The organism is Microbulbifer magnicolonia, assembly GCF_035117725.1.
Classification (GTDB): domain Bacteria; phylum Pseudomonadota; class Gammaproteobacteria; order Pseudomonadales; family Cellvibrionaceae; genus Microbulbifer; species Microbulbifer magnicolonia.
In genome coordinates this window covers 965,443-980,206 of the sequence record NZ_JAYEFD010000002.1, presented here as the reverse complement: position 1 = coordinate 980,206, position 14,764 = coordinate 965,443, and the positions used below count along the sequence as shown (strand labels likewise).

Genomic DNA, 14,764 nt, shown 5'->3' with positions numbered 1-14,764 from the left:
CGAATGCTCTGGAAAAAAATTGCGAGGTAATCATGACCACCGACAACCGCCACGACCCCAGCCGCAAGATCACCGCCCCGCGCGGCACCCAGCTGAACGCCAAGAGCTGGCTCACCGAAGCGCCGCTGCGCATGCTGATGAACAACCTGGATCCGGACGTGGCCGAGCGCCCCGAGGATCTGGTGGTCTACGGCGGCATCGGCCGCGCCGCGCGCGACTGGGAGTGTTTCGACAAGATCGTCGAGGTGCTGAAGCGCCTCGAAGACGACGAAACATTGCTGATTCAGTCCGGCAAGCCGGTGGGCGTGTTCAAGACCCACGCCGACGCGCCGCGCGTGCTGCTCGCCAACTCCAATCTGGTGCCGCACTGGGCCACCTGGGAACATTTCAACGAACTGGATAAGAAAGGCCTGGCCATGTACGGCCAGATGACTGCCGGCTCCTGGATCTATATCGGCTCACAGGGCATCGTGCAGGGCACCTACGAGACCTTCGCCGCGGTGGCGCGCCAGCACTTCGACGGCGAAGCAAATGGCCGCTGGATCCTGACCGGCGGCCTCGGCGGTATGGGCGGCGCCCAGCCCCTCGCCGCAACCATGGCCGGCTTCTCCATGATCGCGGTCGAGTGCGACGAGACCCGTATCGACTTCCGCCTGCGCACCGGCTACGTGGATAAAAAGGCCACCAGCCTCGACGAGGCGCTGCAGATGATCGAAGACGCAAAAGCGAAAGGCGAGGCGGTGTCCGTCGGCCTGCTCGGCAACTGCGCGGATATTTTCCCGGAAATCGTCGCGCGCAATATCCTGCCGGATTCCGTTACCGACCAGACTTCTGCCCACGACCCGCTGAACGGCTACCTGCCGAAGGGCTGGACGCTGGCCCAGGCCGCTGAAATGCGCAGATCCGACCCGGCGCTGGTGGTGAAGGAGGCGAAAAAATCCATGGCGATCCAGGTCGAGGCGATGCTGGAACTGCAGAAGCGCGGCGCCGCCACCCTGGACTACGGCAACAACATCCGCCAGATGGCCTTCGAGGAGGGCGTTGAGAACGCCTTCGATTTCCCCGGTTTCGTGCCCGCCTATATCCGCCCGCTGTTCTGCGAGGGCATAGGCCCCTTCCGCTGGGCGGCGCTGTCCGGCAACCCGGAGGATATCTACAAGACCGATGCGAAAGTAAAGGAGCTGATTCCGGACAATCCGCAGCTGCACAACTGGCTCGATATGGCGCGCGAGCGCATCCAGTTCCAGGGCCTGCCCGCGCGCATCTGCTGGGTTGGCCTGAAAGACCGCGCGCGCCTGGCGCTGGCGTTCAACGAGATGGTCGCCAACGGCGAGCTGGAAGCGCCGGTTGTGATCGGCCGCGACCACCTCGACTCCGGCTCCGTGGCCAGCCCCAACCGCGAAACCGAAGCCATGATGGACGGCAGTGATGCGGTGTCCGACTGGCCGCTGCTGAACGCACTGCTGAATACCGCCTCCGGCGCCACCTGGGTGTCACTGCACCACGGCGGCGGCGTCGGCATGGGCTTCAGCCAGCACTCCGGTGTGGTGATCGTCTGCGACGGCACCGAGGCCGCGCGCAAGCGCGTCGGGCGCGTGCTGTGGAACGACCCGGCCACCGGCGTGATGCGCCATGCGGATGCCGGTTACGAGATCGCGAAGCAATGCGCTAAGGAGCAGGGCCTAGACCTGCCGATGCTGAAAGACTGACGGAAACCATTTCACGACTACTGCGCATGCGCCTGGCGGCGTTCGGCGGTGCTCGGCATCCTCATGTACGCTCTGTACATTCCGGTGCCTCCGCTCCGGCGACCGCCGCCTGCCACCCGCTCGCTACGTCGTGCAACGGTTTCCGACGCAAATGTAATAATTAATTTTCGGTGAAAGAATTTATGTACAAACTGGAAATCGATCCCGGTCAACTGAGCCTGGCGCAACTGCGCCGCGTGGCGCGCGAGCCGGTGCAGCTGTCACTGGCGAAAAGCGCCTATCCGGCCATCGAGGCCTCGGCCAAGACAGTCGCCCAGGTGCTGTCCGAGGGCCGCACCGTGTACGGCATCAATACCGGTTTCGGCCTGCTGGCCAACACGCGCATCGAGCAGAAAGATCTGGAGGCGCTGCAGCGCGCCATAGTGCTGTCGCACGCGGCGGGCACCGGCAACTTTATGGAAGAGGCCACCGTGCGCCTGCTGATGGTGCTGAAGATCAACTCGCTCGCGCGCGGCTTTTCCGGTGTGCGCGCCGAGCTGATCGAGGCGCTGATCAAGCTGGTCAATGCCGAGGTCTTCCCGGCCATCCCGGAGAAGGGTTCCGTGGGTGCCTCCGGCGACCTGGCGCCGCTCGCGCATATGAGCGTGGTGCTGCTGGGCGAGGGCGAGGTGTTTATCGGCGGTGTGCGCAAGTCCGCCAGGGAGGGCCTGAAAAAGGCCGGCCTGCAGCCGATGACCCTGGCACCGAAAGAGGGGCTGGCACTGCTGAACGGCACCCAGGCGTCCACCGCATTCGCGCTGCTGGGCATGTTCTCCGCCGAAGACCTGCTCGCCGGCGGCCTGGTGACCGGCGCCCTGGCGCTGGAGGCGGCCAAGGGCTCGCGACGCCCGTTCGACGACCGCATTCATGCGGCCCGCGGCCAGCAGGCGCAGCGCGATGTGGCCGCCGTGTACCGCGATCTGCTCGGCGATGCCAGTGCGATCGGCGAGTCGCACCAGTTCTGCGAAAAGGTGCAGGACCCATACTCCCTGCGCTGCCAGCCGCAGGTCATGGGCGCCTGCCTGCAGCAGATCCGCTTCGCCGCTGAGGTGCTGCTGGCGGAGGCCAACGGCGTGTCCGACAACCCGCTGGTATTCACCGACGAGGAGAATCCGGCCAACTCCGACATCATCTCCGGCGGCAATTTCCACGCGGAACCGGTGGCCATGGTCGCCGACAACCTGGCGCTGGCGCTGGCGGAAATCGGCGCACTGTCCGAACGCCGCATGGCGCTCTTGATCGACAGTAACCTGTCCGGCCTGCCGCCCTTCCTGGTGGAAAACGGCGGCGTCAACTCCGGCTTTATGATCGCGCAGGTAACCGGGGCGGCGCTGGCCAGCGAGAACAAGACCTTCGCCCACCCGGCCAGCGTCGACTCACTGCCGACCTCCGCCAACCAGGAAGACCATGTATCCATGGCCACCTTCGCCGGCCGCCGCCTGCGCGATATGGCCGACAACACCTGCGGCATTCTCGCGGTGGAACTGCTGGCCGCCTGTCAGGGTATCGATTTCCGCGCGCCGCTGAAGAGCACGGAAAAACTGGAGCAGGCCAAGGGCTTGCTGCGCGAGCGCGTGTCTTTCTACGACAAGGACCGCTACTTCGCGCCGGATATCGAACAGGCCAAACAGCTGCTCGCCAGTGCGGTTTACTTGCAGTTTGTCGATCCGCAGCTGCTGCCCAGCACCCACTGATTTTCCCCTCCTTTGCAAAAGGCGCTGCGTTCAACCGGCGCCTTTTCTTTTTTGAACCGCTCGACCTGTGCCAGCTTTCCAAGCTCCGGGCATTGTGCAATGCTGACCGCGGAGTAATGGATGTACACCGAAAATAAAGCAGGAATCAGCTATGAAAAAACCAAGCGGATTTTTAGGGGTAATATCACTCTTTGTACTGGTCAGCGCCTGTGGCCCCAAGGGCGAATCGACAGCGGAAATCAAACCGGAAAGCCTTGCCGACAAGCCACCGGCAGAGCAGAAAATCAAACTGATTGACCGGGAGCTGCTGTTCGGCAATCCCAGCCGTTTCCAGGGGCGCCTGAGCCCCGATGGCAGCAAGATGAGTTTTCGCGCGCCGCTGGATGGCGTGATGAATCTGTGGGTGGCGCCGGCGGGCAACATCGACGCCGCCGAACCGGTCACCCGCGATACCGGCCGCGGTATTCCCGCGCACTTCTGGGCGCTGGACAGCGAGCACCTGTTGTACATCCGCGACGAAAACGGCGACGAAAACTGGCACCTCTACAGCATCGATCTGAACACCAAGGACATTGTCGATCTGTCGCCCTACAAGGGTGTGCAGGCGCAGATGGTAGCCCAGAGCGAAGCGCATCCGGGACTCGTCATCGTGGGCATGAACGATCGCGATCCGCGCTGGCACGATCTGTACAAAGTCGACCTGAAATCTGCCAAGCGGGAACTGATCCTCGAGAACGACGGTTTCGCCAGTTTCTTCCTCGACAACGACCTGAATCTGCGCCTCGCCACCGAGTCGACGCCGAGCGGCGGCTTCAATGTCTTCGAATGGCGCGACGAGGACTGGCTGCAGCTGTTCGAGATTCCGGTCGAGGACACCTTCACCACGCAAATTCTCGGCTTCGACGCCAGCAACAGCGGTATCTATATTCTCGACAGCCGCGGTCGCGACAAGGCGGCGCTGGTGCACATGAGCCTGGAATCCGACGAGACCGAGTTGCTGGCGGAATCCAAGCTCGCCGATATTTCCGATGTCTTTTTCCACCCGCGCAACCACGAGCCCATCGCCTATGCGGTGAATGTACACACCAACAGCTGGACGGCCCTGCAGGAAGATTACGCGGATGACTTCGCCGCGCTGAACGCGAAGGTCGAAGGGGATTTCTCCATACTGGCGTCCACGCTGGACGCATCCAAGTGGGTGCTGTACACCGACCGCGGCAACGCCTCGCCCGTCTACCAGGTTTTCCAGCGCGACGGCAATAAACTGCAAGAACTCTTCGTCACCAATCCGAAACTCGCCGGCCTGCCGCTGGCAAAAATGTATCCACAGACGATCCGCTCCCGCGATGGCAAGGATCTGGTTTCCTACCTGACCCTGCCGGCAAATGCCGATAAAAACGGATCCGTATCCGCGCCGGTTCCTCTGGTCCTGCTGGTGCACGGCGGCCCCTGGGGCAGGGACAACTTCGGCTATTCGGGTGAAGTGCAGTGGCTCGCCAACCGCGGCTACGCCGTGCTGCAGGTAAACTTTCGCGCGTCCACCGGTTTCGGCAAGGACTTCGTCAACGCCGGCAACGGCGAGTGGGCCGGGGCCATGCACAATGACCTGATTGACGCCGTCGACTGGGCCATAGCGCAGGGCATAACCTCGCCGGACAAGGTCGCCATCATGGGCGGCAGCTACGGCGGCTATGCAACCCTGGTGGGACTGACCTTTACGCCGGAGAAATTCGCCTGTGGCGTCGACATCGTCGGGCCGTCCAATCTGTATACGCTGCTGGATTCTGTACCGCCTTACTGGGAGAGCTTCCGCAACACACTGCACGCGGCAGTCGGCGATCCGGAAACACCTGAGGGCAAGAAGCTGCTGCAGGAGCGCTCACCGCTCAATCGCGCCGACAAAATCGTGCGGCCGCTGCTGATCGGCCAGGGCGCCAACGATCCGCGGGTGAAGCAGGCCGAATCCGACCAGATAGTAGCGGCCATGAAAGACAAGGGTATTCCGGTGACCTACATCCTCTATCCCGACGAGGGTCACGGCTTCCAGAAGCCGGAAAACAACCTGTCGTTTTACGCCGCCACGGAGGCCTTTCTGGCCGACTGTATCGGCGGGCGCTACCAGCCGATCGGCGGGGACCTGGCCGAATCCAGCATTCAGGTGGTGCACGGCGCCGACTTTGTGCCGGGCCTGAGCCAGGCGCTGGACAAGGCGAAGATGATCGCAACCAACCTGGAAACCGCCGAATAGCCCTCCCTCCCCAATGGCGCCGGGCCTCTCCGCGCCATTGGGGTCACTGCACCCGGCACAATCTCGGGTAAATATCACCAATTTAATGAAATTTGCGCCAGCCCTGCTAGGCTGAATAGTAGACGTTTTACCCGCCAAAAGGCGCGGAGGTCTACATGAAACTGCTGCCCAGGAAGCTGCTGCTTTCCGGTGCAGGCTGTGCGCTGACTGCCGTGGCGGCACTGACGCTGCCGGCCTGCACAAACACCACCTATACGGGCGCTTCCACTTCCGGTTACAGCAGCTCCCCCCACTACCAGGTCGGCGGCCGCTATTACCACTGCCACCCCGGCGGCGTCTGCCACAATGTGCGCCACCCCGACTACTACCGGAGCGGCGGCCACTACCTCCAGCGCCCCATTCACCGATATCACCGGCCGACACACCACTACCGGTACCGGCCAGCCCCACCGCCCCCGCGACCCAGGCCCTACTGACCGGGCGCGGGTGTGATTCACCCCCGACAGGCGAGCGACATGCATGTGCCGCAGGGAATGCCTCAACCCAAGGAGCTTCCCACTACCGGAGAATGCATCATGAACAGAGCACTTAAAACCGGGCTCACTGCCGTCACGGTTTGCACCGCCCTGACCCTGGGCGCCTGTGCAACCGATGGCTACTATGGCGGTAGCTACTATTCCGGTGGCTACTACGGCTATCCCTACGCTTATCCATCCAGCGGTGTGTCCTTCTACTACACGTCACCGCGCTATTACCCCTATTACCGCTATCGCTACCACCCGCGCTACCGCCACTACTACGGCCGCCCCTACTATCGCGGCCACCACTACTATCGCGGACGCCCCGACTATGGCCGCCCCGGCTACCGGCCCGGGCGCCCCGGCTACCATCGCCCGGCGACCCCGCACCGCAGTTACCGTGGCGGCGCACACAGACCGGCACGCGGCAGGCGCTAACCGCTAGCCCGGGGAGTCACATTCCTCGGGTTGCGCACACCCGCCCCCGCCGCCTTCAATCAGCGAGGGCTGCGGGGGCATGGATTTTTTCCGTGCATCTGGTGGAGCCTGCGCAATGAATATAATCGCTGAGCGAAGACTCGCAGGCATCACCTTGTGCCTGGCGATTGCCCTGAGCGCCTGTGCGACCGGCGGCTCCTATTATGCCGGTGGCCCCGCATACACCGCGCAGGCCTACTCCCGGCCTTACACTTATCCCTCCTCCGGTTCTTCCACCGGAGGCCACTATGCGGAAGGGACCGGGACTTATTATTCGCGCTCGTACAGCTATCCGGCCGGCGCTATCTATTCGACGTACTCATCCCCCGACTATTACCGCTACCGGCCGGACTATTACCCGTCCGGCGCCTACTACGGCCAGCTCTATTACTACCGTCCCTACGCGTACTATCGCCATCGCCCTTATTACAAACGCGATCGCCGCTTTCGCGACGACAAACGTCGTCGCATACAGGGCCGCCACTTCATTCATCGCCGCCATCCCCCGCAGGGCGACAGCGACCTGCGCGGTATTCACCGGATTCGCTCCGCGCCGGGCATTGGCAGTGACCGCCGCGTGCGCGGCGAGATCCAGGTGCGCGACGGGCGGCGCCTGGACGGCAGACGCAGCCTGTCGAGCCCGCGCGTGAGAGGCAGCCACCGCATCCGCGCCGAACAGCGGGCAAGGGGCAGAGTCCGCGCCTATCCCGCTCCTGGCCTGCAGGGCGCGGAACCGGGAACACTCAGGTCGAGAGCATACGGATCGAGAGCACACCGGCCGCGCGCCCGCAGCGGGCGCCGCTAAAGGCTGGCAATAGCTCTCATACCTTGGTCATACAGACCCGCCGTCCCCCCGCTGTTAGGATTTTTCCACAATCAGGAGTAAGGGCACGCTGCCGCCCCGGTGCGAAACGAGCCGGATCTGTAGCAGCGCCAGAACAAGAGCCGAATAACAGCCGCGGGGGGTTTCAGTGCAGCGGGAACAGCAACAACCAGTCTTGATCACCGGCTCAACCAGCGGTATTGGCCTCGCTATCGCCCGCACTATGGCGCGCGCGGGCTACCCGGTGATGCTGCACGGATTGGCCACATCCGATCAGGGCGAGGATTTGCGGCGGCAGTTTCGCGCCGACTACAAGGTCGACTGCGGCTTCAGCAGCGCCGATATCAGTTCGGAAGCGGGCTGTGCACAGCTGCTGGCAGAGACACGCGAAGTTCTCGGCAACCCGGGCATACTGGTCAACAACGCCGGCGTCCAGTACACGGCGGAAACCCAGGACTTCCCGGCCGAGCAGTGGCATACGATCCTGTCGATCAATCTGAGCGCCGCGTTCTTTCTCACCCGCGACCTGCTGCCGAGTATGCGGGCGGGCAACTGGGGCCGCATCGTCAACATCTCCTCGGTGCACGGCCTGGTCGCCTCCGAGCAGAAGGCCGCCTACTGCGCCGCCAAGCACGGCCTGATCGGCCTCACCAAGGTGGTAGCACTGGAAAATGCCAACCGCGGTATCACCGCCAATGCCATCTGCCCCGGCTGGGTGGAGACACCGCTGATCCAGCCGCAGATCGAATCCATCGCGCGCGAAGAGAATATCGACATCGAGTCTGCGCGCTGCCGCCTTATCGGCGCCAAGCAGCCATTGAGCCAGACCAGCAAACCCGAGGCCATCGGCGAGCTGGTGCTGTACCTGTGCGGCGACTTCGCCAGCACCATTACCGGTGCCGCCCTGCCGGTGGACGGAGGCTGGACCGCGCAGTAAGATTTCCACACCCGCAAAATAATTTTTACAGGGTGTAAATTGAATTACCGACTGTTGATTGCCGACGACCACCCCCTCTATCGCGATGCCCTGGCCGGCACATTGGCGCGGCATTTCCACAATTGTGAATTGCTGGAAAGCGAAGACCTGCCGTCGACACTCGAGCGACTGCAATCCACGGACATCGATCTGCTGTTGCTGGACCTGAATATGCCCGGCAGCGAGGGTTTCAACGGCCTGGCCCAGATCCGCAACAATTACCCGGCGGTGTCGGTGGTGGTGATTTCCGGCAGTGACAAACACGCGGTGATCCAGCAGGCCGCCGGCTTCGGTGCCAGCGGCTTCCTGTCGAAGACCGCGAGGCCGGCAGAGATCGTGCAGTGCATCGAAGCTGTTTTTGCCGGAGAGCAGTGGTTCAATACCGAGGCATTGGAAGAAGCGGAAGAGACACCGCTGCCCGAGCGCCTGACCCGACTCACGACACAGCAGCTGCGAATATTCCAGATGATTGCCCAAGGGCTGCTGAACAAGCAGATCGCCTACGAGCTGGATATTACCGAGCCCACGGTAAAGAGCCATGTTACGGCGATTCTGCGCAAGCTGGAGCTGCGCGATCGCAAACAGCTGATTCGCGAGGCCCAGTCACTGACTCAGCTGGGTTGATCCCCAACATTAATCCTATCTGTGGGAGCCAACGCGCGGGCATCCCGCTCGGGGTCAAATTCCACGCACATACTCACCGACATGCCGGTAGAATTTTTCGCAGGCCGCCGGCACCAGTTTTTGCAGGTTCACAAACGCGTGGATCATATCGTCAAAATGCAGCGACTCGGTCGCGACGCCGGCGCCGCGCAATTTTTCCGCGTAGGCGAATCCCTCGTCCCGCAATGCGCAGAACTCGGCGGTGATCACCAGCGACGGGGGCAGCTTGTCGGTGAACTCGCCGTGCAGCGGCGAAGCCTGGTAGGCGTTGTGCGCGCCCTGAAAATAATTGTCGAAGTACCAGAGAATCTTTTCCTTTTCCAGCAGGTAGCCGCTGCCATTTTCCTCGATCGATGGTTGCCGCATCGTGTAGTCGAGGCTCGGGTAGATCAGTACCTGCGCGGCGATGGAGCCTTCAGCGCACGGGAGTAAATTTTGCGGGCGGTGCTGCAGCAGGCGGCTGGCGCTGGCGCAGAGCGCACCGCCGCCGGAATCGCCCATCAGTATCCAGCGGTTGTCGTGCGCGATGCGCTTCCTGTCCAGCGCGGCACCCAGGCCGCGCACCACACCGATCAGATCGTTTAAGCCGGCGGGATAGGGATTTTCCGGCGCTAGGCGGTATTCCACCGACACCAGCGTGCGCCCGCAGGCCTCCGCCAGGCGGCGGCATATCGGATCGTAAACGGCCACGCTGCCGGCCATATGGCCCCCGCCGTGACAGTAGATGATGACCGGGCCCGGGGTGCGGTTCTCGGGTGCATAGATACGCACTGGCACTGGATATTCGCCGCCGTGCACCAGGGTTTCGCAGGCGGCCATCTCCGGCCCCGGCTCGACGAAAGTGCGCGTCAGATTGGCGAGGCTCTCGCGCGCGGTGATCGGCGTCGGCTCGAAGCCAGCGGCTTTCAGCTGGGCGACCTGAACGTTGACGGCCTGCAGCCACTCGGCCAGTTGCGGATCAAGCTGGCGCATTGTCGGCCTCCAGATTTTCTGTGCCGCTGTTTGCGGCCACCTTGCCACTTTCCGGCAGTAGGAAGGAGAAGATAAACAGCGAGGACGAACAGGCAACGGCAAAATAGGCCGCATAGGCGGGCTCACCGCTGATATCCGCGAGCAGTCCCGCCGCGGGAATCAGGATGGAGGCGATCAGGTAGGAAATTGACCAGAACATCGCAAAGGTGATCGTGATGCGCGCCGGTGTCATACCCGGCAGCTCCTGCGGCAGCGTCACCAGCGCAGTCATCGGCAGGAACATGAAGAAGCCCGCCAGTGCCGCAGCGCTATAGGCGATGAGCGGGTTGCGACTGGCCAGCATCAGTGCCGCGAAGATCACCAGCGCCAGGCCGGCATAGCGCAGCACCGGCAGGCGCAACGGATAGCGCTTGGTCACCAGGATTCCGGCGATGGTGCCGAGCATGCCCGCGGCGATCATCACCGCCGCCAGGTCGCTGCTGGCCACGGCAAAACCGTCGATCAGCGGGAAGAGTGAGAAGACTGCGATATAGCACAAGAGCACGCCACAGTAGGCCAGTGGCAGCCACCAGTTGACCCCCTCTCGAATGCCTTGGCGCAGCCCGTATCTCTCGCCGCTATTGGCCCCGCCGCCGGAGAGCGGAAAGCTCTCCGCCGCCAGCCACCAGAGCACCGCCAGCGCCGCCACCATCACACCGTAGAGCGCCACCACCGACTGCCAGCCGCCCAGCCAGTTGGCCAGGGTGCCGGTGCACAGGAGTGCGATCAGGTTGCCGCTGTTGAACGCGGCCGCATTCACGCCGTTGACTACCGGTCGCTCGCGGGCGTCGAAGTAGTGCAACACGACCGGATTGAAGTACACGATCGCCAGGGCGCCGCCCAGCCCCATCGCCAGTCGCGACAGCAGCCAGCCGCTGTAATCGCCCGCCAGGGCGCCGAAGCCGCCGGCGGCGATCAGCAACATGGCCAGTGTAAAGGCATATTTGGCGCCGATACGTATCAGGATGAGCGCCGCGGCCAGGTTGCCTGCGATCTTGGCGACGGTGATCATCAGGCTGCCCCAGGTGGCATTGGCGAAGCCCGCCTCGCCGAAGGACGCCTGAATCTCCGGTGTCAGCATGGCGCCGGACACCCAGGAGGCGGCGAACAGTGCATAGGCACTGAACATCAGGATTTCGAGCAGATATCTTTTCATTGTTGTCACATCTTCATCATCGCAATAGGTCCAGAGTGCGACGGGCATTTGCGCGGCGCTATACGACCTTGGTCGCAGGCTCCGCCTGTTCGCGACCTTCCGGTTGCAGCTGTACCTGCCGCGCCTGCAGCAGTGCGCGCAGCGCCGCCGGGCGCAGCGGTTTCTGCAGGAACTGCCAGCCCTCGCCCCGGGCGCGGTTTTTCACCAAGTCGGTATTTTCCGCGGAAATGATCACGCAGGGCACCGCTTCGCCCCAGTGAGACATCAACTGCCGCGCCAGGGCTATGCCGTCGATGCTGTCATCCAGGTGAAAGTCCATCAGCAGCAGGTCCGGCCGTTGCAATTGCAGCGCCTCGCGCGGGCCGCGTGCGCAGACGACATTACAGCCCCAGCCGCCGAGCAGTGCCTGCATCGCCTCCAGGATTGCGGGTTCGTTGTCCACACAGACGACGTGCAGGTGCAGCGTCGACGGCCGCGGTGGGGCGCTTGCCGGCACCGGCACCGTGCTTAATTTTTCCCTCGCCGACGGCAGGCACACACGGAACACACTGCCGCGCCCCGGCTGCGAGGTCAGGTCGATGGGGGATTCCAGCAGCCGGCACAGGCGCTCGACGGTGGCGAGCCCCAGGCCGTAACCGTGCTCGCGCTCGACGCCGCCCAGGCGACAGAACTCGCGGAAGATGTTCTGCTGCTGCGACGCATCGATACCGCAGCCGGTATCCCAGATCTCCAGGGAGACCGATGTGCCCTGCTTGCGCGCGCCGATCAGCACACCGCCGTCGCGGGTGTATTTGATCGCATTGTCCAGCAGGTTCTGCACCACGCGGCGCAGCATCTTCTCATCGCTCTGCACCCACAGACTGCTGCGGCGGTAGCGCAACTGGATATTGCGGGCGGCGGCGGCGAGGCGCGCCTGGTCCACCACCTCGGCGACCACCTTGTCGAGCGCGGTGGGCCGTATCTGCGGATGAATATCACCGGCGTCCATGCGCGCGATCTGCAGCATATCGGTGATCAACTGCTCCGCCGCGGCCAGGGCGCGGTCGGCGCGATTCAGCAGGCTGCGGCTGTCGCCGTCCAGCTGCCGCGCGGTCAGCGCATCCAGGAACAGGCGGCTGGCATTGAGTGGCTGCACCAGGTCGTGGCTGGCGGCGGCGAGGAAGCGGGTCTTGCCGGCACTGGCAGCGTGCAGTTCGCTGTTCAGCTTCTGCAGCTCGTCGTTGAGCGACTGCAGCTCCGCCGTGCGCGCGGCCACCTTGTGTTCGAGAGAGTTTTTCACCTCGGTCAGTTCGGCCAGCGTGCGCTGGTAGTCCGACACGTCGGTATAGGTTGTCACGAAGCCGCCACCGGGCAGGGGATTGCCGCGGATTTCCAGCACTGTGCCATCGGTGCGGTGGCGCTGCACCCGGTAGGCGGTGCCGGCCTTCAGGTGTTCGACCCGCTTCTCCACATGCATTTCCACCGAACCCGGCCCGCACTCACCGCGGCTCGCGTTGTAGCGCACCAGCTCCGCCACCGGCTGGCCGACGTAGATCATCGCTGACGGGTAGTGGAACAGCTCGACATAACGGCGATTCCAGGCAACGAGATTGAGGTTGGCGTCCACCACCGAGATGCCCTGGTCGATATTGTCGATACTGCTCTGCAGCAGGCCGCGCCCGAACTGGTAGATGGCAGAAGCCTGCTCCAGGGTCTGGGCGCTGGCCTCGGCGCCGCTGTACTGGCGCACCAGCCGGCGCGCACTCGTAGAACCGACGATTCCTGCGAGAATTTTCTCCACCGCCTCGCGGTAGTCCCTGCCCGATGTTTCTTCGGCGCCGGCCCCGCGCAGATTCTCAAAGGTCCGCGCGGCCGCATCACTGCCGACAAAGCGCGCCAGCAGTTCGCGCAGATGCGCCCGGTTCGCCGGCGCTTCCTCGACGCTGTGGCCACGCGGATTCCAGAGCGCCAGCCACTTGGAAACCAGCAGCAGCGTCGCGCAGTTCAATCCCAGACCGAAGGCGCAACAGATCGACAGCGAACTCCATGGCAAGCCCAGCCAGTGCGCCACCAGATCCACCTCGCCCACCGCCGCCGGCAGCGCCGACAGGGCCCAGACTGCAGAGCCGGCTGCTAGTCCGGCGATGACGCCACTCGCGCGCAGGCGCAGCCAGTGTTTCGGCCAGCAGGCCGCGGCGATCATCGCCGGCGCCAGCTGTGCGACCAGGGCCAGCGACAACAGACCGAAAGTACCCAGGCGCACACCCGCGCCGATGGCCTCATTGACCGCAAAGGCCGCCAGCATGATCAGCGCGATGATGCCGCGGCGCACGCGCCGCAAGTCCGAGCCCAGCGCTCCGCCTCTCGGTCGACGCTGCAACCGCTGCAGCCACCAGGGCACCACCATGGTGTTGGCGATCATGGTGGACAGGGCGATGGTGGCGATGATCACCATGCTGGAGCCCGCCGACAGACCGCCGATAAACGCCAGCAGGGACAGCCACTCGGAACCGCCCTGCAGGGGGATGCCGAGCACGAAGCGCTCCGGATTGCCGTAGCTCTCCGGCAACCACAGCAGCCCGCCATAGCCGACCACCAGAATTGCCCCCGACAGAATGCCCAGGTAGAGCGGAATCAGCTTTCTGACCGGGCCTATGTCTTGTTCGCCGTCGCTCTCGATCATCAGGATATGGAACTGCCGCGGCAGGCAGAACATCGCCGCCATACCCAGCACCACTACCGCGAAATAGCCGGTATCCGCCGGGCGGGCGGCGCTCAGTTGCGCGACCCGCTCGCTGGCGAGGGCCGTGCGCGCCAGATCGGTGGCGCCGTCGAAGGCGCTGCCGACGACAAACCAGGCCACGGCGACGAAGGCGCCTATCTTGACCAGCGCCTCGAAGGCCACCGCCAGCAGCATGCCATTGCGGTGCACGCTGCTGTCGATATGGCGGGTGCCGAACAGCAGCGCGAACAGCCCCAGGGTCGCGCTGACGATGGCGGCGACCAGCGAGGGACTGATTTCTCCGCTGTCGGTCAGCAATAGAAAACTGTCCGCAACCGCGCGCAGTTGCAGTGCCAGATAGGGCAGAACGGCAGCCAGCGCGAGCACAGCCACCGCCGCCGCCAGCCACTGGGAACCGCCGAACTGGGCGCTGATAAAGTCGGCGATGGAGGTGGAACCCTGCTGTTTGCACAGGCGCACGAAGCGGGTCAGCAGCGGTGCACCGACGATCAGCATCAGGCTGGCGCCGACAAAGGTGGGCGGCAGCAGCCAGCCCTCTTCGACCGCCTGTGCCGGGGTGCCGAAAAACATCCAGGCGCTGGTATAGGTCCCGGCCAGCGCCAGCAACAGCGGTTTGATCGGGCGGATTCGCCCGGCGGGCAGCCGGTCGCCCCAGAAGGCGATGGCGAACAGCAGCAGTAGATAGGCCAGCGCTACGGCTGCCAGCGCGGTCAGGCTAAACAAGCGGG

Annotated in this window: 11 protein-coding genes and 1 other RNA gene; 9 read left to right on the top strand and 3 right to left on the bottom strand. The window is 63.9% G+C overall.

Features of this window, described 5'->3' with window-relative positions; all coding sequences use genetic code 11:
• The first annotated feature begins 32 nt into the window (after positions 1-32).
• From hutU to RRF64_RS13555, 9 genes are all read left to right on the top strand, one after another.
• On the top strand, positions 33-1,709 hold the full coding sequence (gene hutU / locus RRF64_RS13595) for a urocanate hydratase (protein WP_323846432.1): 1,677 nt from the start codon (positions 33-35) through the stop codon (positions 1,707-1,709).
• Between the two features lie 63 nt (positions 1,710-1,772).
• A non-coding RNA gene (locus RRF64_RS13590) (sX9 sRNA) lies at positions 1,773-1,847 on the top strand.
• A 44-nt stretch (positions 1,848-1,891) separates the two neighbouring features.
• Positions 1,892-3,442: a histidine ammonia-lyase gene (hutH, locus tag RRF64_RS13585; protein WP_323846431.1), complete on the top strand. Its 1,551-nt coding sequence runs from the start codon at positions 1,892-1,894 to the stop codon at positions 3,440-3,442.
• A 151-nt stretch (positions 3,443-3,593) separates the two neighbouring features.
• Complete coding sequence (locus RRF64_RS13580) at positions 3,594-5,690, top strand: S9 family peptidase (protein ID WP_323846430.1); 2,097 nt, start codon at positions 3,594-3,596, stop codon at positions 5,688-5,690.
• A gap of 155 nt (positions 5,691-5,845) precedes the next feature.
• Complete coding sequence (locus RRF64_RS13575; protein WP_323846429.1) at positions 5,846-6,166, top strand: hypothetical protein; 321 nt, start codon at positions 5,846-5,848, stop codon at positions 6,164-6,166.
• 99 nt (positions 6,167-6,265) lie between these two features.
• Positions 6,266-6,646 (top strand): hypothetical protein, encoded by a 381-nt coding sequence (locus RRF64_RS13570; RefSeq protein ID WP_323846428.1) that lies wholly within the window; start codon positions 6,266-6,268, stop codon positions 6,644-6,646.
• Between the two features lie 115 nt (positions 6,647-6,761).
• Complete coding sequence (locus RRF64_RS13565; protein WP_323846427.1) at positions 6,762-7,490, top strand: hypothetical protein; 729 nt, start codon at positions 6,762-6,764, stop codon at positions 7,488-7,490.
• Positions 7,491-7,656: 166 nt separating this feature from the next.
• Positions 7,657-8,445, top strand: a complete 789-nt coding sequence (locus RRF64_RS13560) for a 3-hydroxybutyrate dehydrogenase (protein ID WP_323846426.1) — start codon at positions 7,657-7,659, stop codon at positions 8,443-8,445.
• A gap of 39 nt (positions 8,446-8,484) precedes the next feature.
• Positions 8,485-9,108, top strand: a complete 624-nt coding sequence (locus RRF64_RS13555; protein WP_323846425.1) for a response regulator transcription factor — start codon at positions 8,485-8,487, stop codon at positions 9,106-9,108.
• Between the two features lie 54 nt (positions 9,109-9,162).
• On the opposite strand, the gene RRF64_RS13550 is transcribed toward RRF64_RS13555, so the two are convergent.
• The 3 genes from RRF64_RS13550 to RRF64_RS13540 are packed head-to-tail and all read right to left on the bottom strand — an operon-like array spanning position 9,163 to position 14,759.
• Positions 9,163-10,119: an alpha/beta hydrolase gene (locus tag RRF64_RS13550; RefSeq protein ID WP_323846424.1), complete on the bottom strand. Its 957-nt coding sequence runs from the start codon at positions 10,117-10,119 to the stop codon at positions 9,163-9,165.
• A complete protein-coding gene (locus tag RRF64_RS13545; protein ID WP_323846423.1) occupies positions 10,106-11,314 on the bottom strand; it encodes an MFS transporter in 1,209 nt (402 codons plus the stop codon). The genes RRF64_RS13550 and RRF64_RS13545 overlap by 14 nt, the downstream gene beginning before the upstream one ends.
• A 58-nt stretch (positions 11,315-11,372) precedes the next feature.
• Entirely contained in the window at positions 11,373-14,759 is a 3,387-nt protein-coding gene (locus tag RRF64_RS13540; RefSeq protein WP_323846422.1) for a hybrid sensor histidine kinase/response regulator, read from the bottom strand.
• Positions 14,760-14,764: the final 5 nt, after the last annotated feature.

Excerpts from the sequence above, each read along its gene's own strand:
- RRF64_RS13580 (WP_323846430.1), top strand. The coding sequence starts at position 3,594 with ATGAAAAAACCAAGCGGATTTTTAGGGGTAATATCACTCTTTGTACTG.
- RRF64_RS13575 (WP_323846429.1), top strand. The coding sequence starts at position 5,846 with ATGAAACTGCTGCCCAGGAAGCTGCTGCTTTCCGGTGCAGGCTGTGCG.
- hutU (WP_323846432.1), top strand. The coding sequence starts at position 33 with ATGACCACCGACAACCGCCACGACCCCAGCCGCAAGATCACCGCCCCG.
- RRF64_RS13550 (WP_323846424.1), bottom strand. The coding sequence starts at position 10,119 with ATGCGCCAGCTTGATCCGCAACTGGCCGAGTGGCTGCAGGCCGTCAAC.
- hutH (WP_323846431.1), top strand. The coding sequence starts at position 1,892 with ATGTACAAACTGGAAATCGATCCCGGTCAACTGAGCCTGGCGCAACTG.
- RRF64_RS13570 (WP_323846428.1), top strand. The coding sequence starts at position 6,266 with ATGAACAGAGCACTTAAAACCGGGCTCACTGCCGTCACGGTTTGCACC.
- RRF64_RS13545 (WP_323846423.1), bottom strand. The coding sequence starts at position 11,314 with ATGAAAAGATATCTGCTCGAAATCCTGATGTTCAGTGCCTATGCACTG.
- RRF64_RS13565 (WP_323846427.1), top strand. The coding sequence starts at position 6,762 with ATGAATATAATCGCTGAGCGAAGACTCGCAGGCATCACCTTGTGCCTG.